This window comes from Flavobacterium sp. 245 (assembly GCF_004362055.1).
Taxonomy (GTDB): domain Bacteria; phylum Bacteroidota; class Bacteroidia; order Flavobacteriales; family Flavobacteriaceae; genus Flavobacterium.
Window position 1 is genome coordinate 18623 of the sequence record NZ_SNXB01000018.1, and the last position, 21117, is coordinate 39739.

Below are 21117 nucleotides of genomic sequence, written 5' to 3' on the forward strand. Positions count from 1 at the left end.
ACGCCTATCTCACAATCGTATATTTGCAAACGATTTAAAATTTTAGATAAAAAAGTCTAAGATTGATATTTTAAAATCTAACTTCAAATATGAAATTATCACACTTCAATTTCAATTTACCGAAAGAACTTTTGGCTGAATTTCCAGCAGAAAACAGAGATGAATCTCGTTTAATGGTAATTGACCGTAAAAAACAGACTATCGAGCATAAAATGTTTAAAGACGTTATCAACTATTTTGATGACGGAGACGTTTTAATTTTGAATAATACAAAAGTTTTCCCTGCACGTTTGTACGGAAACAAAGAAAAAACGGGAGCAAGAATTGAAGTTTTCTTATTAAGAGAATTAAATTCTGAGCAACGTCTTTGGGATGTTTTAGTTGATCCAGCTAGAAAAATCCGTATCGGAAACAAACTTTATTTTGGCGACGACGATTCATTAGTTGCTGAGGTAATTGACAATACAACATCTCGTGGAAGAACATTACGTTTCTTATACGATGGTTCTTATGAAGAATTTAGAAATAAATTGACAGAACTTGGAGAAACTCCAATTCCTAAATATATCAACAGAGAAGTTACTGCTGAAGATGCTGAAAGATACCAAACTATCTACGCAAAAGAAGAAGGAGCTGTGGCGGCACCAACTGCTGGTTTACACTTCTCAAAACATCTTTTGAAAAAATTAGAAATCAAAGGAGTAAATTTTGCTGAGGTTACACTTCACGTAGGTTTAGGAACTTTTAATCCAGTTGAGGTTGAAGATTTATCTAAACACAAAATGGATTCAGAAGAATTGATCATCAATCAGGAAGCTTGTGATGTTGTGAATGAAGCAAAAGCAAAGAAAAAACGTATTTGTGCCGTAGGAACAACTTCTATGCGTGCAATAGAAAGTTCTGTTTCTTCTGCTAATACTTTGAATCCTTATGAAGGATGGACAAATAAATTTATTTTCCCTCCTCACGATTTTAGTATTGCAAACTGTATGATTACAAATTTCCACACACCAAAATCAACATTATTAATGATGATTTCTGCTTTCTGTGGACATGACTTAATGAAAAAAGCATACGACGAAGCGATCAAAGAAGGATATAAATTCTATTCTTACGGAGATGCGATGTTAATTCTTTAATTAGAATTTATCTTATAAAAAGGCCCGACAAGTTTTAAAAAACCTGTCGGGTTTTCTGTTTTTTAATGGTTTCAAGTTTCAAGTTTCAGGTTTCAAGTTGCTAACAAAACGTGAAACTTGAAACGTGAAACAAAACAAAACAAACAAAATTTGTTATTTTAGCGTCCAAAACAAAAACACAATGACTTTTCAAAATACACGCGAATTCGCGAAACAACTTGATGCGCAAGATGCATTAAATCATTATCAAGATCAGTTTATTTTCCCGAAAGTAAATGATAAGCGAGTAATTTACTTTACAGGAAATTCATTAGGATTACAGCCAAAACGTACTAAAGCTTATATTGATGAAGTAATGAATGACTGGGCAGAATTAGCTGTCGAAGGTCATTTTTATGCAGAGAAACCTTGGTGGGATTATCAGGAAAGATTTTCTGAACCGTTAAGTAAAATTGTGGGAGCGTTGCCGTCAGAAGTTACCGTAATGAATACTTTGACTGTGAATCTTCATTTGTTGATGGTTTCTTTTTATCAGCCAAAAGGCAAACGCTATAAAATTATATGCGAAGAAAAAGCCTTTCCATCTGATCAATATATGTTTCAGAGTCAGGTTCATTTTCACGGATACAAATCGGAAGATGCAATTGTAGAAATCAAACGCCGTGAAGGTGAACACAATATTCGCTTAGAAGATGTTTTAGCAAAAATCGAAGAAGTTGGCGACGAATTGGCTTTGGTTTTAATAGGAGGTGTAAATTATTATACCGGACAAGTTTTTGATATTAAAACTATTACTGAAGCCGGACAAAAAGCAGGGGCAAAAGTGGGTTGGGATTTAGCTCATGCAGCTGGAAATATCAAACTGGAACTTCACGATTGGAATGTAGATTTTGCCGCTTGGTGCAGTTATAAATATATGAACTCAGGACCAGGAAATGCGTCAGGCTGTTTTGTACATGAAAGACACCACAATGATCCAGATCTGCCACGTTTTGCTGGATGGTGGGGACACAATAAAGAACGTCGTTTTAAAATGGAGCCAACTTTTGATCCTGTTCATGGAGCAGATGGATGGCAGATTAGTAATCTTCCCGTTCTTTCGTTAGCGCCTTATTTGGCTTCTGTAGAAATGTTTGCCGAAGTTGGGATGGATGCTTTAATTAAAAAACGTGACCACATTACTTCCTATTTAGAATTTATTCTGCACGAAATTGATAAAGAAGTAGAAAGTACTTTTGAAATCATCACGCCTTCAAATCCAGAAGAAAGAGCTTCACAATTGTCTGTTTTTCTTCATGGTCAGGGGCGAAGCTTATTTGATTATTTAATGAAAAACGGTGTAATTACAGATTGGCGTGAACCAAATGTTATTCGTCTCGCGCCAGTTCCTTTATATTCTTCTTATGAAGATATGTACGACTTTGGGCAGATTCTAAAAAAAGGAATTTTAGAGGAATAAAAAATAATCTCGCAAAGTCGCAGAGACGCGAAATTTTTATATAAAGTTACAGATTAAAAATATTAAACGATTTTTTCAATTGCCTCCAGCTTTAGCTGGAAGTAGTAAGGATTAAATTTGAAAGGCTTTACCTAAACAGATATAGTTTGGCTAAAGCCTTTTTTTTGATCATTTTTTCATCCAGTTAAAGTTGGACGCCATTGAACTATAAAGAATAAAACTTTGCGTCTCTGCGACTTTGCGAGATTAAATTATACAGCTTTAAATAAAAATTCTTCCAGAAAACACAAAATCTTCTAATTTTATAAACTTTCAAAAAAATCTTGTAACTCAAACAAAATGTAACGGCCTTACTTTGTAGTGTAATAATTTTTAAAACTACAATCATGAAAGCCTTATATATATTATTAGCCGCTTTATCTATAGTTTCTTGTCAAAATCAAGGAAAGAAAGATATCAATATAGCAAAACAAGCCAGTATTGATTCAATGAAAGTTGAAATAAGTAAACAACGAGTTATAGACTCAATGAAAACTGAAATGGCGAAGGTAGAAGCGGAAAAAGCAAAAGCGCAAGAGCAAAAAGTTGTAGTAGTTCACCAACAAGATGGTACAGCAACCGCCGCGACGCCAAAAAAGAAAGGCTGGAGTGCAACTGCTAAAGGCGCTGTAATTGGTGCTGGAGTAGGGGCAGCAACTGGAGCAATTGTGAGCAAGAAAAAAGGTGAGGGTGCAATTATTGGTGGTTTAGCCGGTGCTGCCTTAGGAACTGGAACAGGTGCTGTTATTGACAGCAAGAATAAAAAAGAGTAAGATTTTATACTATAAATAAAAGAACGCCGATTTAGATATTCTAAATCGGCGTTTTGTTTTATGCTAATTCCAGTTTTGGAATATGTATTGCGTTTAATTCTGTTTTATAAAAATCGAATTGGCTTTTGATTTTTTCTTCTTCTGTTTTAAAATAAAAAGTTGATGAAAATAGATTTTGATAATATTCAATTCCTTCTAAAATATTTGCTTTGAAAGAATTCCATTTTTTGAGCTGCATTGCGGTTACTTCTCCAGAAATGTTTTCAATTTCATTTCTAAAATAATCTACATACATTTTTAATTCCTTCACAAATAAATTCGGGCGGTCAGTTCTTAAAACCGATTTTCCCTGATAAATATGCTGTACCATTTCTTTTAAAGAAACTTCCTGATCAAAATAAGCCAAGTTTGGGCCAGGACAAATTACAACGCCCTGATTTTGGCCTTTTATACGAATATCATTTTCAAGATAAGAAGCATTTGCCAAACCAACGCATAAACATGATTTTTCGGTTATTTTGATTTTGCTTTTTGCGTAATCGTCGGAAGATAAAGTTTCTTTTTTAGCTTCTAATTCTTCCAGTTTTATATCCTGATATTTTTTTGAAGCTGTGCAAATTCCATGTGGATCATATTCTTTGCTTAAAGCTAAAAATTTCTTCGGACAAGAACTTCCAGCTTTGTTTTCATGAATACGTTTTTGTTTTAAAAATTCATTTGTTGTGCCTTTTAAAGTATTAAAGGGAACTCCTAAAGGCGAAATATTACTCAGATAAAAATCATCTTCTTTGGCCTTCATTAATAAATTTCTTGTTTCTTGATCTACCGATGTCGCTTCAGGAACCAATAAAAAAGGAGAGCCCCAGCCAACAGAATCGACTTTATATTGATCCAATAAAAATTCATGTTCTTCAGCTGTTCCAACACCGCCTTGAACCGTAATTTTTAATTCTAAAGGATTTTCTGGGAAATGTTGATTTTTTTGCTGTAAAGCCTTAATCATTAATTCGTGAGCCGATTGTACCAATTGTTCTTTTTTCTGCTTGAATTCTTCTAAAATGGTACCTAGTAATAGCCCATCAGTGGCAAAAGCGTGACCGCCACAGTTTAAACCAGATTCGATTCGGTATTCAGAAACCCAAATTCCTTTTTTAGCTAAGAAATTTCCCTGAATCATTGCCGATCTATAATCACTTACTTTTAAGATTATTTTCTTTTTAAGCTCGTTATTTTCATTTGGGAAAAAGTCTTTGAAATTTTCGAAGTAACCAAATAATCTCGGATTCATGCCGGCAGAAAGCACAACCGAAGATTCCAGATTACTATTGGCAAAACCTCTCAAAGCTGCATGTGCATCATTAAATTCAGTTGGAAGCTGTTCATTTTTAACAAAATTATCTTTGTCCAGTTTCGTCATAATATTAACGTCGATTTCGCCGGAAAATAGATGTGATTCGATATAATGCTGTATGTTTTCTTTAAAAGTGATACCGTCATCAACTAAATTTTGAAAACCTTTTTTAATGTCAGATGTGTTGGGCAACATGGCCATAAAATTGTCAAGAGCGGTTTTGCTTTCTGCTAATTCAGTTTTGAAACTTTCGAATTTTTCTTTTACTATTTTGTCTACTAAATTTAGATAAGAAGTAATTCTTTCGGCACGGTAATCATGAAATTTTTGTGTGATTTCTTCGTATGGAATATTGAATTTAGTGCTATAAAAGTTACGCATCTTCTCAATCAAGTCATCATCAGCAAGGGCAATAACAGACGAAATTCCATAGTGTGACACACGAATAGGGCTGTCTATTGTATAAGCAAGACCCATCACAGGAATATGAAAAGTATGTAAAGGGGATTTTGTCATTTGTTTTTAGATTAAAATAAAAACAAATATTGGAAAAAGGATTTTTGTAAAACCTGATAATTATCATGTGCAAAGGTTGGTTGCCACGAATTACACGAATTTACACGAATTAATTTTTAAAAATTCCGCGAGTAAAAATGAATGAAAATTTATGTAATTGTTGGCAAAATGCAAATTATAAATAAATATAGCCCGTGGTTTCAACCACGGGGAACGTATTGTAAGAATGTGTTATGGGATTTCTTTGTGGAAATGCGTTGTGTTCCTGCGGTTGAAACCGCAGGCTATGTTGGCAAACATTTTAAATAAAATTCCTGAATTCGTGGCTAATAAACCTATATCAAAATCTTCTTCAAAGATTCGGCAATGCTTCGCCATAAAAAGTTATAGAATGATTTTTCGTGGATTCTTTCCAATTCAACGTCTGCCGTTTTTGCTTTGTCTTTCGAATCGTTTTTGACAAGTAAATTTACAATTGCCGATTTTAGTTTGGCTTCTTTTTCAGGATCTTTCTTTTTGTATAATTTTACTTTTAAATCGTCGTAATCTAAAGAAGCATTTCCTTTTGAAACATTATCATTACCATAAAAATTAAAACGGTATTTATTAAAAACTCCTGTAAATGAAGCGTTCATATAAGGTTTGCTGAATTGCCCCATCGCCCTAACATCAAAATTCGAAATCACGCCTTGAATATGAAAACCGTCGCTTTTATCCAAAACGTTGAAACTCCAATCAACATCTAAAGGCGAAGTTTTCATGAAAATGCATTTCACTTTTATCTTTACATCGTTGGTTTTTTTCAATCCGAATCCGCTTCTTAGATTTGTTGCCTGCAAATTGAATTTGTCAAAGGTTAAAATTCCTGGGCCTTTCGAAAAATCAATTTCTTCTTCGTAAACCAATTTCGATTTCAAAACCTGCAAAGTGTCAATTTGAAGCGGGAATTTTATATTTCGCAATAAATGATTGTACAGGTATTTTTTGCTCAAATCATCTTTCGGCATTTTACCGCGATAAATATTGGCGTCAAAATGATTGATTACAAGCGAATTTGCTTTAAAGAAAAAGCGATCATTTTTAAACCCCCAATCCATTTTTGCAATTTGAGCCGAATCAAATTTTAAGGTATAAATATCTTTTTCTTTGTCGAGACGTTTTGTGAATTCGCGTCGGTTAAACTGAGGGATATTGGAGAAATTATTGATTTTTAGAAAATTCTTTTCGGTAGTAATTTTTCCGATATTAATATGATATAAAGCGCTCGGACGATAAAACAAACTGTCGCATACTAAAGCATAGGTTTTGTATTGGAGCGGAATTTTCTCTTTTAAAGTGGCGTCGGTTATTAAAATTCCTTCTAATTTCAGGATGATTTTTTTAATGCTGAAAATAGGTTTATCAGTATCTAATGAAACAACATCAACCGATCCATCATTTAAATAAATGTTTGAAACAGCAATAATTTTGCGGAAAGGATCGACAATTTCAGTTTTAATACTTTTGCTGTTGTTTAGTAATTTTTCTCCTTTTTTATATAATATTACTCGTGGCTTATTGATAATAATGCTTTCGGCCTGAATAATATCGCGAAAAGCTAAATCCCAAATGTTGAAGTGTTTAATTGTAACCGATTCGATTTTAGAAAAAAGACCATTTTTGCTGTCTTTAGGTTCTTTTTTCGGGCTCACTAATAAGGTCAGCGCATAGATATTTCTCGAGAAAAGCGAAACTTCAATTTTTTCGTAATTGATATTATAAGCCGTTTTGTTTTTCTCGTGAATAATAATCGGGAGCTGTTTTTTTATCCAGTAATTTAGGCCAATATTGACAAAAACTAGAAGAAGGAAAAGAGAAATTACACCAATCGCTATTTTTTTATAGATAGACATTTATAGTATTAATTTTAAATACATAAATTTAGGCTTTTAAAGGGAGGGATTATTACATTATTCTTCTTTTTGGTTACATCATTTTACAAACCTTATTTATCTACACTTTTGCAAAATATGAGAAGATTAAAAAAAATTCTGCTGGTTTTAGTATTGCTTATTGTTATTCTTGCAATTGCGTTATTTGCTTATATTTTTCATTTGAAGCCCAAATATGAAGGTACACTTCAACTGAAAAATCTTGAAAAGGAAACTACAGTTTATTTTGATGAATTTGGAGTTCCTCATATTTATGCCGATTCCGAAAAAGATGCGATGACAGCGCTTGGATATGTTCACGCGCAGGAAAGATTATGGCAAATGGAATTGCTTCGAAGAATTGCGCCGGGAAGATTATCTGAAATCTTCGGATCTGTAGCGCTTAAAAATGATAAGTTTTTTGCCGGAATTGGTATCGAAGAAGCTTCGGCGAAAGCCATTGCTAAATTGGACAAAAACAGTGTGAGTTATCAATTGACTCAAGCTTATCTGGACGGAATAAATCAGTATTTGGAAGAAGGTGTAACGCCAATTGAATTTACGCTTGTAGGAGTTAAGAAAGAAAAATTCACTATAAAGGACGTTTATAATATCTTCGGATATATGTCTTTCAGTTTTGCAATGGCTCAAAAAACAGATCCTTTGCTAACGGAAATCCGCAATAAATATGGAGTTGACTATTTGAAAGACTTAGGAATAAACGGCGAATTTAATACAACACAACTTAAAAGTTCAAAAGAAAATATGGAGACCTATACCGAGATTTCAAAATCGGTTGTAGCGTTGTTAGATAAATCGCCAATTCCGCCTTTTATCGGAAGTAATAGTTGGGTCGCTGGACCGCATAAAACGAAAAGCGGAAAAGTAATTTTTGCCAATGATCCACACATTGGATTTTCACAGCCGGCTACTTGGTACGAAGCGCATATAGTAACTCCAGAACATGAGTTGTATGGCTGTTATTTGGCCGGAACTCCGTTTCCGTTATTGGCGCACAATCGTGATTATGCTTACGGTTTAACGATGTTTGAAAATGATGATATTGATTTTTATCAGGAAAGAACCCTTGGCGGAGATCCAAATCAATATGAGACTCCAACCGGTTTTGGAAAATATGAAATCAGAAAAAAAACAATCAAAGTAAAAGATACATCTGATATTGTTATGACAATAAAGTCAAGCCGACACGGACCAATTATGAATGATCTTTTAGATCATTTGGATAAAAAAAATCCAATTGCAATGTCGTGGACCTATACCAGAGAACCCATACAGATCTTAGATGCGGTTTACGGACTTTCGCATGCTAAAAGCAAAGATGATTTTAGAAAAGCGGTTCAGTTAGTAGCCGCGCCTGGATTGAATGTTATGTATGGAGATGCTAAAGGAAATGTAGCTTGGTGGGCAACGGGGAAATTGTATAAACATAATAAAGACGTAAATACGTTTTTGATTTTAGACGGTGCAAGCGGAAAAGATGATATTACAGAATATTTAGATTTTTCGAAAAATCCATCTTCTGAAAATCCGAAATGGGGTTACGTTTATTCGGCCAATAATCAGCCGGAAGCGATAGATGGTTATTTGTATCCGGGTTATTATTTGCCAGAAGACCGCGCCAAAAGAATTTCAACTTTAATGGATGCCAAATCGGATTGGGACAAAGAAGCAATCAGTAAAATGATATATGATAATACGTCGCCAATTGCTCCGGGAACGGCTCAAAAATTGATTTCGAGTTTGGATAACAATAAACTTTCAGCAGAAGAAAAACAGGCTGTTGAAGTTTTGAAATCTTGGAAAGGCACAACAAATCTTGAAGATGTTGCACCAACGATTTACAACAAATGGATTTATCTGTATATGAGAAATACTTTTGAAGATGAAATAGGAAAAGACAATTTCGATTTGTTTATAGGGACGCACATCGGGAAACAAGTTATTGCAAGACAAGTTGCCAACGAAAATTCAGTTTGGTGGGATAATATCAAAACAAAAAATGTAAAAGAAACCAGAACAGATATTGTTTCAAAATCATTTCATGAAGCTATTGCGGCGCTTCAAAAACAATTAGGAAATATCATTACAGATTGGAAATGGGGTAAAGTTCACACGGTTGAGCATGAACATCCTTTAGGAAAAATTGCCGCACTTCGTGGATTATTTAATGTTGGTCCGTTTGATTCGCCAGGGTCAAACGAAGTGATAAATAATTTGTTCTTCGGATTTAATGAAGAAGGAAAATATTACGTAAAAGGCGGGCCTTCAACCAGAAGAATTGTTGATTTCTCTGATATTGAAAATAGCTGGAGCATTTTGCCAACAGGTCAATCGGGAAATCCATTCAGTAAACATTACAGCGATCAGGCGATAATGTACAATGAAGGCAAATTCAGAAAAATGAAATTGAATAAAGAGGAAATTATAAAAACATCAACAAAACTGGTTTTGAAACCGAGGAATTAGTTTCAAGTTTCAAGTTTTCGGCTTGTGTAATCTTTGTCAAAGTTTTAAACTTTGACAAAGATTTTGAGGCTAAAAAAACTTAGAACCTTAGCTACTTAGAATCTTAGCATCTTTACTTAGAAATATACTTTCCTAAAACAATATCATTTGCAAAAATATTCAGATTATTTGCAAGGGCTTTGTTAGCGGTCATTACATTTTTAGTTTGGTAAGCAGTATCTTTTTCATACGCTTTTAAAAGTGTTTCTAATTCAACTTCATCATAAAAAGCAAAAACATTGTAAATCGCATCTCTAAAATTTTTATAGTTGATGCTTTCAGTAATTTCCATTGCTTTTTGTTCGTTCCAGCCTTCTTTGGCGGAAGCCTCATTAATTTTAGACAAGCAAAAATCAATTACATAGGTTTTATAATGTGCGGCTTCGATAATCTTGTCAACAATAATTTTGTTTTGCTGTGTTGGCATTGCCGGTGGCGGAGGGTTATTTTGCGATAAAGATTTAGCAGAAATAAACAAACATAAGAATGCCGTTAGAAAGCGGTACTTTTTTAAATTTTTCATAGGTTATTTTATTGTTTTTGGGTACGGCTAAAATAGTATTTTTAAAGCTAAATCATAGAATTTGAATGTTAGAAATTGTAACAAAAAAACTCCGATAAAACCGTTTTAAAATCGGTCTCATCAGAGTTTTAAGAAAATTTAGATAGTTTATTTTTTCGAAAGTTCTTCTAGTGCTTTTTTTCCGCCTTCATTTGTTGGATCAAGCTCGACAGATTTTGTATAATTTGCAATCGCTAAGTTTTTGTCGCCATCTGCTAAATAAGCTTCACCTAAACTGTCGTATGTATTTCCCGATTTCGGAAAAGTTTCAACATTAATTTTGAAAACTTCAATGGCTTCTTTTTTCTTCCCAGATTGTAATAATTGATAGCCCACTCGGTTCATGTCGCCTTCCTTAATAGCATAAGTGGGATCGTTTTTTAATTTTTTATAAGCTTCTGTTCCCGCCACAGCGCCTTTAGCAGTGTATACATCCAATAAATCTAGAGCCAAAGATTTTTTAGGTTGAAGAAAAGGCTGATCATACAAAATCGCACGAATACCATTGGTTATTTCTCCCAGAACAGTTCCGCCGGTATTATTAAGCAAAACGATCAGGTTTTTATCTGCAGGTATTCTTGAAATATTGGTGTTAAAACCGTTTATGCCTCCACCGTGTTCAATTAATTTCAGTTTTCCTTTATCGCCATTTGCAACTTCTCTGGTTGACCAGCCATATCCATAAAAACCATCCCAAGCTTTGATGTAAGGTTTGTATAAAGATTCTATAGATTTTTCTGAAAGCAATTTTGTAGTATAAAGTGCTTGATCCCAAAGGTATAAATCTTCAACAGTTGAGTATAAAGAACCCGCCGCATACGGAATACTCATATCAAGATAGGCAGCGTTGCTGATGTTTTTTCCATTTTTTTCATAACCGGCCGCTCTGTTTTTTGTTATCAGATCAAAATGGTCATAACCAGTGTTGACCATTTTTAAAGGCGTAAAAATGATTTCCTGTAAATTTTGCTCGTATGTTTTGCCTGTAACTTTTTCGATAATATAACCGAGTAAAAAGTAGCCCGAATTGCTGTAATTGAATTTTTCGCCCGGAGTAAATTCCAGCGGAAGACTTGAAAACGTTTTAACAAATTCTTCTGGAGTATAAGGATTGCGACTTTTATCTTTAAAAAAGTTGGGTGCCGATGTATAATTTGGAATACCCGAAGTATGTGTCAGTAAATGATGAATTGTGATTTTATCACCAGTTTCTTTTGGATAATCGGCTAAGTAAGTTGTAATAGGAACGTCCAGTTTAAGTTTTCCTTCTTCGGCCAATTTTACAATTAAAAGGGCTGTGAATTGTTTGGTGATTGATCCTAATCTAAATTTTGTATCCGGCTGATTTGGAATATTCCATTCAAAATTAGCAGAACCAAATCCTTTCTTAAAAATTACTTTTCCGTTTTCGGCAACTAAAGCTGAGCCGTTAAATTGTCCGTATTCATTGTATTTGGCTAAAAGCTGTTCGATTTGTTTGGCTTTGTTTTGTGCATAAGTGTTCAGCGAAAAGAGCTGTAAAATGGCACAAAAAAGAATTAGTTTGATTGCGTTTTTCATAATGATTGCTGATTATGGGTTTTTGATTAATAAATGATTCATTTTTGATTGATGATTGAAACTTCTAACAAATAGATATTCAATAATTTAAATCGAAATTACGATTTTTTTATCTGAATAAATTGTGGTGTTTAAATTGTTAGACGATCGATTTAGTATTTGGTTTCAAGAACAATCAAATTTTTTCATTTTATTTTAAATCAAAACGAATCTGAGCATAAACTTAAAAGTATTTTTAGCGGTTTATGCTCCTAACTAACGATTCGTTTTAACTAGCAATCATTCTTTTAAGCTTATAAAATTTTGCTTAAAAACAGTAGTATGAGAATAATTAATTTTATCATTTGTTTTAAAATTAAAAAGTTTACTTCTTTTCGATGTCGATCAGTTTTTGCCCGTTTTCTCTCAAATAATGAAGCAGTAATTTTTCATAAACTTTGTAGCCATCATCGACATTGGTAAAAATAAGCAGACCTTGTTTTGTTTTTGGAAGCAAAAAGAAAAGCGTCTGTACGCCTTGATCAGCGCCTCCGTGCGAGAGTGCATATTCTCCATTTCCAAAATCATAGATTTCAAAGCCTAAACCAAAGTATTTGTCTTTTTTATTTTGGGCAACCTGATGCGAATTCATTTCATCAAATACCTTTTTGTTTAAGCCGTCGCTGTTCATTACACTGCACAAAAAAGTGCCGTAATCTTCAATAGTCGTCAATAAATCATCGGCGGCGTTTGCTGTTTTGTTTTTTACTGGTTCATAAGCATTGCTACTTTTGTCATAATTAATTGCATATCTGGAAATATCAACTTTGTCGTTCCATATATATTGAGTATCATTCATTTTCAGAGGCTCAAAAATTAATTCTGAAGCCAATTGATTTAAGTTTTTTTTGAATTTCTTTTCCAAAGCTTTTCTCAGATATTCCATTCCTTCGCCCGAATATTGATATTGCGTTCCAGGTTTGAATTTGAAATCTAATTTTCCAGATTTATTCATGTATCTCCAGTTCGGAAAACCCGTTTGATGACTTAAGATTATTCTAGTTGTCAAGAGTTTTGTGTTAGGATCATTTGCAATATCTGGATCGGTCCAATATTTGTAAAGCGGTTCGTCTAAATCCCATTTTCCTGCGCTTACTAATTTTAAAGCTACAATTGAAGTTACTGGTTTTGTCAAAGATGCTACGTTCCAAATTGTATTATAGGGAGCTGGAACGCCTTTTTTTAGTTCGCCAAAAACCTTTACCTGTTTTAGTTTTCCGTCTGCAATAATTCCGATTCCCAAAGCGGGAATATTATTTTCCTTCAGCCATTTTTCGGTTTCTTGCTCATTGTCAAAAAGATTGGTTTTTTCTTCAGGCGTGTTTACAGCCAAATGATCGTAACTCAAAGATCTTTTTAATCGCCAAATATTGTTTTCCAAAACCCAAACATGAGTAAATCGAGCTTTGCCTACTAATTTTTCGTTTTTCTGTAGTAGAGGCTCATTTTTAGCCGCAATATTTTCATAAAACTGATGAATTCCGGTTTGAATAGCGCCGTATAAAACGCCTTTTTTATACAAAGGATAAATTTTTGAGCTTCCTTCAACTAATTCTCTCCGGCATTTATAAGTTGCGGGAGAACCACATAAGCCTTTTTTAAAACTTTCTAAAAATTCTGTTTTATTCGAAGTGCCGTCTTTGTCGTGAAAGAATTCAAATTGATCACTGTATAAATTTTCAAATTGCGTGATGTCGCAGGTGTTGAAACCAATATTAAAAAGAAGGCTGTCTCGCGACATAATGATTTTATATAGGTCTGAGTTTTTTTCTTCCTGAGAAAATCCGGTTTGATGGGTGAAAAATAAAATTCCGATCCAAAAGATTTTTAAATAAGAACAAGTGAGATTGATGATTTTCATTTTGATAATTGATTGATGATGAATGATTTTGCAATATTACGCCAATCAAAAGTTTCAAAATTGTATAAAAGCGAAATCTTATCTTTTTTGCGATAGAAAGTACGAATCGGGATTGAATGTCTTTGGAGTTGTTTTGGTAACGTCTTTGAATTTTTTTATAAAATGTGACTGATCAAAATATTTGTTATAAAGCGCAACATCTGTCAATTTTAATTTTTCTAAATCAGAATTGACCATTTGGTCGACCGATTTTCTGAATTTCAGAATCTGAATGTACTTTTTAATCGTTAATCCTGTTGCGTTTTTAAATTTTATCTGCAATAAACGCTGTGAAGAATGAAATGCCGAACTGATTTCTGAAACCGAAATTTGTTCTTCCTGAGTTTTTATAATTTCACAGATTTGTTCAATTACATTTTTCTCCGAATGTAAAGTCGCTAATTCCTCAAAATAAGTGTTAATCGTGTTTAATAGAATTTCAATTGCAGCATCAATCTGAATTGGAAAAAGAATTTCTTCAGGTTTAATTTTGATAATCGAATCGGTAAAATTGCTCAAATCATATTTTGGAAACATCGAAAGTGTCCAAGTGTGAAGCTGGATTATAGTAACTTTAGTTTTGGGCTCGATATTCACCAAAACTTTATTGGTCATTTGCGAACAAAAGTAAATGCCCTTGTTCATTTCGTATTTGTTTTTACTCGTATGAACTTCAATCGCATTTCCAGAAACAATGGCAAGATTAAAACAGCCGTTTGGCAAAACGAGTTTGTTTTCAATCAGGCTTTCGCCGATGCTGTTGTCTAAACACCAAATTTTATTGACGAACCTTTCAGCTTTTTGACTTACGTAATATTCTGAATAGAGGTTCATTTTTGACTAATTAAGTTGGATTATCTTGCTGAAAGAATTAAAAATAGAATTTTAAAACACTTTATTTATAGGTTACAGTGGCAGCATTAATTTTTAATGAATTAACCAATTCTTTAAACGAGTCGAGATATTTGTTAAATTCAGCATTATCTTTTGCAGAAAGGACGGCAGTAATAATTGTAGTTTTTGATTCAATTACAAGTAAAACTTCTTCTTTGAAATCTGGATAAATATAGGAGACCGCTTTATAGCGCCCAGTTAAAAAATTATCTTTTTTCAAATTTTCAAATTTTAGATTTAACTCACCAATCTTTATTTTTGGAATTTCATTTTTTAAGCTTGTGCTATTTCCTTCAATCCATAAATCCATATCAGGCGATGACTGGTAATCTAATCCGTAAACATACATATAGGTATTATCGCTGACATCTTTTTCGGCAGGTTTTATTAAAAAAGGGATCTGGTCATTTACTTCCTGAACCCAGTTTTTAGGAATATTCAACATTATTAAATGCTTATTGCCAGTCAACATTTTTGATTGCGCGAACAAATTGAAGGTAAAAAGAATAAAAAACGAAATTAAATAAGTTTTCTTTTTCATGTGATTATGTAGAAAGGATAGGTTTATATCAAGCTAATGTATTGCTTTTTATAGAAACTCTCCAAAATAATCTCGTTTAGTATTTTCCCATTCTTCCAAAATAATACTATAATAAACATCGTCTTTAATGTTTCCTTCAGAATCAATATAATTGTTTCTAAATAAACCTTCTTTTAAAGCACCTAGTTTTTCAATTGCTCTTTGTGATTTTGTGTTTTCAAGATCGGCGCTGAATTGAATTCTTTTAAATTGAATTTTTTCAAACCCAAAATTCAACAATTCATATTTGCAGGCTTTGTTTAATCCCGTTCCCTGAAAATCTTTTCCGTACCAAGTCCAGCCAATTTCACATTTTTGGCTCGCATGATTTAAATAGCCGTAACGCGTACTTCCGGCAACTCTGTTTGTGGCTTTATCTATAATAAGGAAAGGATAACAAATTCCGTCTGCTTTTTGTTTTAAAGTGTTTTGAATGTAATTTTCGAAATCTTGGTCGTTACGAACGTACATTCCCATATATTTCCAGATTTCATCATCAAATATAATTTCTTTGAGTTCGATGTTTCTTTCGTTTTCAAAAGGAAGCAATAAAACGCGTTCGTTTTCTAAAATGATATTTGATTGTAATAGTTCGCTATTCATGGTTTTGTAAAGTCAATTGATTTAAGTTTTTAATGTAGCTGAAATCTTCTCGCAAAGTCGCGAAGACGCAAAGTTTTTCTCATTTTATGTCATTCCGACTGAAAGGAGAAATCACACACGGGAGTCGACAAAGATTGGCGATCATCGTTACGGAACTACTAGTGTGATTTCTCCTTTCAGTCGAAATGACAAACAGTACGTTTTATGATTGCTTCAAAAACCTTTGCGTCTTCGCGACTTTGCGAGATTATCTTTAGCGAAAATAAACCTTTTCCAATTTCTAATAAATCTATAAAAACCAGAATTTGTTATGAAAACGAGTTTGCATGCCCAATTAAATAGGATGAAAATGGTTAAATATTTCCTTTATTTTAAAGCTGTTGTATAATTATTACTTATTTTTACGACCTTATATATTAGATTTTCCCTGATGCAAACTTCACTCAAAATTGCTGTTGTCGGTTCTGGACTTGTAGGATCACTGTTGGCAATTTATCTTAAAAGAGCAGGCCATACCGTTCATGTTTATGATCGAAGCCCTGATATTCGCAAAATAAATTTCTCTGGTCGTTCTATAAATCTTGCTATGTCTAATCGTGGCTGGAAAGCGCTAGACGCTGTTGGTGTTGGTGATTCGGTTCGCGAAATTGCTATTCCAATGGACAAACGTGCGATTCATTTGGTCGATAAACTGAATTTTCAGCATTACGGTCAGGAAGGCGAATCCATTTATTCGATTTCGAGAGGAAAGTTGAACCGAAAGATGATCGATCTTGCGGAAGAAGCTGGAGCCGAGTTTCATTTTGAACAGAAAATTTGGGATGTAACTTTGAGCGACGCGACTTTGCATATTGGCGAAAGCGAAAGAGGCGAGTGGGAAGAACGAAAATATGATATGGTTTTTGGTGCCGATGGTGCTTTTTCGAGAATCCGTCACAGAATGCAGCGCCAGAGCATGTTCAATTATTCGCAGGAATTTTTGAATATGGGTTATAAGGAATTGAATATTCCGGCAAATCCAGATGGAACGCATAAATTAGATAAAAACTCTTTTCATATTTGGCCAAGAGGCGAATACATGTTAATTGCGCTTCCAAATCTTGACGGAAGTTTTACCTGTACTTTGTTTATGCCTTTTGAAGGCAAGAATTCTTTTGAATCATTAATCGATCGAAATATGGTGGAAGATTTCTTCGAGAAAAATTTCCCAGATTCTATTGAAGTGATTCCGGAACTGGCAAATGATTTCTTTAAGAATCCAACGAGTACTTTGGTAACGATGAAATGTTTTCCTTGGACTTTTGAAGATAAAATCGCTTTAATTGGAGATGCTTGCCATGCTATAGTTCCGTTTTACGGACAAGGAATGAATGCAGGTTTTGAAGATATTACGGTTTTGAGCGAAATGATTGAAAAGTACCAAGACGATTGGAAAAAAATATTTTCGGAATATCAGATTTCAAGAAAACCAAATGCTGATGCAATTGCAGAGCTTTCGTATCGCAATTTTATGGAAATGAGTACAAAAACTGCCGATGAAAAATTCTTATTGCAAAAGAAAATAGAAAAAGTCTTTTCTGATAAACATCCTGATAAATGGATTCCGCTTTATAGCCGAGTTACTTTTAGTGATCGCCCTTATGCTGAAGCTTTGGCAATTGGCGATTTTCAAAACGGAATTATGGAAGAAGTTTTAAAAATTGACAATATTGAAAACATCTGGGATACGCCAGAAGTTGAAAATAAAATTCTAGCGTTATTGCAAAACGCATAATTTTTTCACCATATAAGTAATATAAGTTCAATGACTCTATACGCAAAGTATACATGAACTTATATTACTTATATTGTGATTTTTTTTACTTCTTAAATATTTTCGTCAGAACCCCAAAAACACCTCTTATAAAGGTAGCACTTGTTACCACTTTCAAAACCGATTTTGTAACTACTTCTGTCGTACTTGGCCCTGCTTTTGATGATTTTGTTGGAGCTTGCTCTTCTTGCTCAGCCACAGCTTGGTTTGCTTCTTCTATTTTTTTGTTCAGAATTTCGTAGGCGCTTTCACGGTCGATTTCTTCGCTGTATTTTTTAACTAATTTTGATTTTCCGTTGATTTCCTCAATTTCATCTGGAGTTAAAATATCCATACGGCTCATAGGCGCACGCATCATCGTGGCTACAAGCGGTGTTGGAATTCCTTTTTCGTTAAGTGCAGTCACTAAAGCTTCTCCAATTCCTAAACTTGTCAGCAATTCATCGGTTTTATAATAATCTGATGTTGGGTAATTATCTGCTGTTTTCTTGATCGCCTGACGGTCATTTGCTGTAAAAGCTCTAAGAGCATGCTGAATTTTTAAACCTAATTGAGCCAAAACACCGCTTGGAACGTCCATTGGGTTTTGTGTTACAAAATAAACACCGACACCTTTTGAACGAATCAATTTTACAATCGTTTCAATTTGTTCTAATAATGCTTTGCTGGCTTCGTTAAAAATTAAATGTGCTTCATCAATAAAGATTACTAACTCCGGTTGTTCTGCATCGCCTTTTTCGGGCATCTTTTGATAAATTTCGGCAAGCAGACTTAGCATGAAAGTAGAGAATAACTTTGGTTTATCCTGAATGTCCGTCAAGCGGATGATGTTTACGTAGCCTTTTCCATTTTCGTCAATTCGCATCAAATCATCAGTTTCAAAAGACAATTCGCCAAAAAATAAATCGCCTCCCTGTTGCTCCAGTTCGATAATTTTTCTCAAAATTGTTCCTGTTGTAGCAGTTGATATTTTGCCATAACTGGCAGCGATTTCGTCTTTGCCTTCTTCGGTGATATAATTAATGACTTTTTTTATGTCTTTTAAATCAAGCAATGGCATTTTGTTGTCATCGCAATATTTAAAAATTACTGCCACAACGCCGGCCTGAGTATCATTCAAATCTAAAATTCGTGAAAATAAAACAGGACCAAATTCAGAAACCGTCGCACGCAAACGAACTCCGTTTTGTTTAGACAGTGACATCAGTTCAACGGGAAATGAAGCGGTACTATAAGGTATGTTCATTTTAGCATGGCGCTCTGTTATAAAGCTTTGTTCTTTGCCTTCTTTCGCAATGCCACTAAAATCTCCTTTAATATCCATCATTAAAACCGGAATTCCGGCATTTGACAGCTGTTCAGAGAAAACCTGAATTGTTTTTGTTTTTCCAGTTCCTGTCGCACCTGCAATAAGACCATGGCGGTTTAAAGTTTTTAAAGGGATTTTTACATGAGCTTCCGCAATTGCTTCTCCATCTAGCATTGCGCTACCTAAAGTGATGCTGTCGCCTTTAGAAATATAGCCATTGTTTATGTCTTGAATGAAATTATCTTTTTTATTCATGTTTTTATTTGTAATTTAGATGATTATAAGAGTTTTGCTTCGTTTTTTAACAAATAACTGTTATTTTTTTTAGTAAGAAAATGCGTTTTTTGATTGAAAATGATATAAAAAAAATATTCGCAGCTTTTTAAGAAGATTTCAATGGATTAATTGAATATTTACTAAAACGTTGTAATTTTTTTACTATTCGACCCTTTTTTTGTTTTATCAAAAAAATGATGTCAGCAATTTAATGAGATATTTTTTAAATTGACGTTAAATTTCCTTCAATAAAATTAAAAAAAGTTTTTTTATTTAAACTAAACGTATAAATTTGCTCCTCTACAAGTTAAATATAACTAAAAAATAAAAATTATTTAAAACTATTAAAATTAAAAAAAATGGCAAACGTTAAAGTTAAAAAAGAAAGCACTTCAAATGGAGGAGGAATGATTACTGGAATCATTATTGCAGCGTGTATCTTAGTTGGGGTGTTTATTTGGAAAGTAATCATGGGTTCTCCTGCAAACTTCGAGGGTGGAAATCCTGAAACAGGTCACCCAATCAATACTCTAGGTATGGTATATAAAGGAGGATTTATTGTACCAGTATTATTAGGTATGTTTTTAATGGTTGTTGTTTTTTCTATTGAAAGATTCATTGTTATCGGTAAAGCAGCTGGAAAAGCTAACTTAGATAAATTCATGAAAGGTGTTCAAGCAAGTATCAAAGAAGGAAACATCGAGGCTGCTATCGCTTCATGTGACAAACAACAAGGTTCAGTTGCAAATGCAATTAAATCTGCTTTGATTAAATACCAAGACGTTAAAAAAGAAGGATTCAACAGCGAAGAAGCTTCTGAAGTAATCCACAAAGAAATCGAAGAGGCAACTTCATTAGAAATGCCAATGTTAGAGAAAAACATGACTATTATCTCTACTTTAGTATCTTTAGGTACATTAGGAGGATTATTAGGAACTGTATCTGGTATGATTAAGGCGTTTGGTGCGTTAGCTTCTGCTGGAACTCCAGACCAAGCTGCTCTTGCAACAGGTATTTCTGAGGCACTTATCAACACTGCAACTGGTATCTCTACTTCAGTTATGGCGATCATCTCTTACAACTTCTTTACTGCTAAAATTGACGATTTAACTTACTCTATCGATGAGGCTGGTACTACAATCGTTAACACTTACAGAAAATTCAGAGGAAGTTTGAAACAATAATTAATTTTTGATATTTATAATTTCGATTAATTATATCAAAATAAAATAAAAGATAATGGCTAAAATAAAAATGAAAAAGAAGTCAACATCGACAGATATGACTGCCATGTGTGATGTTGCGTTCCTTTTGCTTACGTTCTTTATCTTGACCGCTACTGCTAAGGTGCCAGAAGCACTTCCTGTAGATATGCCTGCCTCTACTGTAGAACATAAATTACCAGATACTAATTTGGCAATTATTACAATAGGAAAAGGAAAAGACGGGAAAAGTAAAGTGTTTTTTGACATCAAAGGAAGAGAGATTCGTAAAAGAACTCTTGAAGGAATGGGAGCAAAATTCGGTGTGAATTTTTCTGAAGATGACCAAACTAAATTTTCGTTAATGGACGACTTCGGTGTTCCAGTAGCGGGTTTAAAGCAAATCATCGATATGAAATCTGCTGATAGAGCTAAGGCTGACCAACCTGGAATTCCAATCGATTCTTTAGATAATCAATTGAAAGAGTGGCTTCTTGTTTCAAGAAGAGCTGCAATTGATATTGAAGATAAAGAGTTGCAGATTGCGATAAAAGGTGATGCTAAAGAACAATATCCTCAAATCAAAAAGATTATGGATATTTTACAAGATCAGAAAATCAATTCCTTTAACTTAGTTACAGGTACGAGAGGGAAAGACTTTTAATT

Annotated in this window: 16 protein-coding genes; 7 read left to right on the forward strand and 9 right to left on the reverse strand. The window is 33.7% G+C overall.

Features of this window, described 5'->3' with window-relative positions; all coding sequences use genetic code 11:
• Window positions 1-89: 89 nt before the first annotated feature.
• The 3 genes from queA (at window position 90) to EV145_RS21840 (ending at window position 3410) form a co-directional block, all read left to right on the forward strand.
• Complete coding sequence (queA, locus tag EV145_RS21830; RefSeq protein WP_133527291.1) at window positions 90-1139, forward strand: tRNA preQ1(34) S-adenosylmethionine ribosyltransferase-isomerase QueA; 1050 nt, start codon at window positions 90-92, stop codon at window positions 1137-1139.
• Between the two features lie 181 nt (window positions 1140-1320).
• Window positions 1321-2598 (forward strand): kynureninase, encoded by a 1278-nt coding sequence (gene kynU / locus EV145_RS21835; RefSeq protein ID WP_133527292.1) that lies wholly within the window; start codon window positions 1321-1323, stop codon window positions 2596-2598.
• Window positions 2599-2984: 386 nt separating this feature from the next.
• Entirely contained in the window at window positions 2985-3410 is a 426-nt protein-coding gene (locus EV145_RS21840; RefSeq protein WP_133527293.1) for a YMGG-like glycine zipper-containing protein, read from the forward strand.
• 58 nt (window positions 3411-3468) lie between these two features.
• On the opposite strand, the gene EV145_RS21845 is transcribed toward EV145_RS21840, so the two are convergent.
• Both EV145_RS21845 and EV145_RS21850 read right to left on the reverse strand, forming a co-directional pair.
• On the reverse strand, window positions 3469-5277 hold the full coding sequence (locus EV145_RS21845) for a hypothetical protein (protein ID WP_133527294.1): 1809 nt from the start codon (window positions 5275-5277) through the stop codon (window positions 3469-3471).
• Window positions 5278-5612: 335 nt separating this feature from the next.
• On the reverse strand, window positions 5613-7169 hold the full coding sequence (locus EV145_RS21850) for a hypothetical protein (protein ID WP_133527295.1): 1557 nt from the start codon (window positions 7167-7169) through the stop codon (window positions 5613-5615).
• A gap of 117 nt (window positions 7170-7286) precedes the next feature.
• Between EV145_RS21850 and EV145_RS21855 the strand changes: the two genes are divergently transcribed.
• Window positions 7287-9674 carry a penicillin acylase family protein gene (locus EV145_RS21855; protein ID WP_133527296.1) on the forward strand — a complete coding sequence of 796 codons (2388 nt, stop codon included), beginning with the start codon at window positions 7287-7289 and terminating at the stop codon, window positions 9672-9674.
• 112 nt (window positions 9675-9786) lie between these two features.
• On the opposite strand, the gene EV145_RS21860 is transcribed toward EV145_RS21855, so the two are convergent.
• From EV145_RS21860 to EV145_RS21885, 6 genes are all read right to left on the reverse strand, one after another.
• Window positions 9787-10236, reverse strand: a complete 450-nt coding sequence (locus tag EV145_RS21860) for a hypothetical protein (protein WP_133527297.1) — start codon at window positions 10234-10236, stop codon at window positions 9787-9789.
• A gap of 147 nt (window positions 10237-10383) precedes the next feature.
• Window positions 10384-11835, reverse strand: a complete 1452-nt coding sequence (locus tag EV145_RS21865; RefSeq protein WP_133527298.1) for a serine hydrolase domain-containing protein — start codon at window positions 11833-11835, stop codon at window positions 10384-10386.
• 364 nt (window positions 11836-12199) lie between these two features.
• Window positions 12200-13735 carry a serine hydrolase gene (locus tag EV145_RS21870; protein WP_133527299.1) on the reverse strand — a complete coding sequence of 512 codons (1536 nt, stop codon included), beginning with the start codon at window positions 13733-13735 and terminating at the stop codon, window positions 12200-12202.
• A gap of 78 nt (window positions 13736-13813) precedes the next feature.
• The gene (locus tag EV145_RS21875) at window positions 13814-14608 is read right to left on the reverse strand and encodes a helix-turn-helix domain-containing protein (RefSeq protein WP_133527300.1); all 795 of its coding nucleotides are present in this window, start codon (window positions 14606-14608) and stop codon (window positions 13814-13816) included.
• Between the two features lie 61 nt (window positions 14609-14669).
• Window positions 14670-15209, reverse strand: coding sequence for a hypothetical protein (locus EV145_RS21880; protein WP_133527301.1), 540 nt, complete (start codon window positions 15207-15209; stop codon window positions 14670-14672).
• A gap of 48 nt (window positions 15210-15257) precedes the next feature.
• Window positions 15258-15851 carry a GNAT family N-acetyltransferase gene (locus EV145_RS21885; RefSeq protein ID WP_133527302.1) on the reverse strand — a complete coding sequence of 198 codons (594 nt, stop codon included), beginning with the start codon at window positions 15849-15851 and terminating at the stop codon, window positions 15258-15260.
• A 430-nt stretch (window positions 15852-16281) separates the two neighbouring features.
• On the opposite strand from EV145_RS21885, the gene EV145_RS21890 reads away from it, so the two are divergent.
• Entirely contained in the window at window positions 16282-17625 is a 1344-nt protein-coding gene (locus tag EV145_RS21890) for an FAD-dependent oxidoreductase (RefSeq protein WP_133527303.1), read from the forward strand.
• Window positions 17626-17710: 85 nt separating this feature from the next.
• Here EV145_RS21890 and EV145_RS21895 read toward each other — a convergent pair whose 3' ends face one another.
• Window positions 17711-19228 (reverse strand): helicase HerA-like domain-containing protein, encoded by a 1518-nt coding sequence (locus EV145_RS21895; RefSeq protein ID WP_133527304.1) that lies wholly within the window; start codon window positions 19226-19228, stop codon window positions 17711-17713.
• A gap of 380 nt (window positions 19229-19608) precedes the next feature.
• Between EV145_RS21895 and EV145_RS21900 the strand changes: the two genes are divergently transcribed.
• Both EV145_RS21900 and EV145_RS21905 read left to right on the forward strand, forming a co-directional pair.
• Complete coding sequence (locus tag EV145_RS21900; RefSeq protein WP_133527305.1) at window positions 19609-20433, forward strand: MotA/TolQ/ExbB proton channel family protein; 825 nt, start codon at window positions 19609-19611, stop codon at window positions 20431-20433.
• Window positions 20434-20488: 55 nt separating this feature from the next.
• Window positions 20489-21115: an ExbD/TolR family protein gene (locus tag EV145_RS21905; RefSeq protein ID WP_133527306.1), complete on the forward strand. Its 627-nt coding sequence runs from the start codon at window positions 20489-20491 to the stop codon at window positions 21113-21115.
• Window positions 21116-21117 lie beyond the last annotated feature (2 nt).

What these genes read in the sequence shown, in the direction of transcription:
- EV145_RS21870 (WP_133527299.1), bottom strand. Translation starts at nt 13,735, where the DNA reads ATGAAAATCATCAATCTCACTTGTTCTTATTTAAAAATCTTTTGGATC.
- EV145_RS21855 (WP_133527296.1), top strand. Translation starts at nt 7,287, where the DNA reads ATGAGAAGATTAAAAAAAATTCTGCTGGTTTTAGTATTGCTTATTGTT.
- EV145_RS21895 (WP_133527304.1), bottom strand. Translation starts at nt 19,228, where the DNA reads ATGAATAAAAAAGATAATTTCATTCAAGACATAAACAATGGCTATATT.
- EV145_RS21850 (WP_133527295.1), bottom strand. Translation starts at nt 7,169, where the DNA reads ATGTCTATCTATAAAAAAATAGCGATTGGTGTAATTTCTCTTTTCCTT.
- kynU (WP_133527292.1), top strand. Translation starts at nt 1,321, where the DNA reads ATGACTTTTCAAAATACACGCGAATTCGCGAAACAACTTGATGCGCAA.
- EV145_RS21880 (WP_133527301.1), bottom strand. Translation starts at nt 15,209, where the DNA reads ATGAAAAAGAAAACTTATTTAATTTCGTTTTTTATTCTTTTTACCTTC.
- EV145_RS21840 (WP_133527293.1), top strand. Translation starts at nt 2,985, where the DNA reads ATGAAAGCCTTATATATATTATTAGCCGCTTTATCTATAGTTTCTTGT.
- EV145_RS21890 (WP_133527303.1), top strand. Translation starts at nt 16,282, where the DNA reads ATGCAAACTTCACTCAAAATTGCTGTTGTCGGTTCTGGACTTGTAGGA.
- EV145_RS21905 (WP_133527306.1), top strand. Translation starts at nt 20,489, where the DNA reads ATGGCTAAAATAAAAATGAAAAAGAAGTCAACATCGACAGATATGACT.
- queA (WP_133527291.1), top strand. Translation starts at nt 90, where the DNA reads ATGAAATTATCACACTTCAATTTCAATTTACCGAAAGAACTTTTGGCT.
- EV145_RS21845 (WP_133527294.1), bottom strand. Translation starts at nt 5,277, where the DNA reads ATGACAAAATCCCCTTTACATACTTTTCATATTCCTGTGATGGGTCTT.
- EV145_RS21875 (WP_133527300.1), bottom strand. Translation starts at nt 14,608, where the DNA reads ATGAACCTCTATTCAGAATATTACGTAAGTCAAAAAGCTGAAAGGTTC.
- EV145_RS21885 (WP_133527302.1), bottom strand. Translation starts at nt 15,851, where the DNA reads ATGAATAGCGAACTATTACAATCAAATATCATTTTAGAAAACGAACGC.
- EV145_RS21865 (WP_133527298.1), bottom strand. Translation starts at nt 11,835, where the DNA reads ATGAAAAACGCAATCAAACTAATTCTTTTTTGTGCCATTTTACAGCTC.
- EV145_RS21860 (WP_133527297.1), bottom strand. Translation starts at nt 10,236, where the DNA reads ATGAAAAATTTAAAAAAGTACCGCTTTCTAACGGCATTCTTATGTTTG.
- EV145_RS21900 (WP_133527305.1), top strand. Translation starts at nt 19,609, where the DNA reads ATGGCAAACGTTAAAGTTAAAAAAGAAAGCACTTCAAATGGAGGAGGA.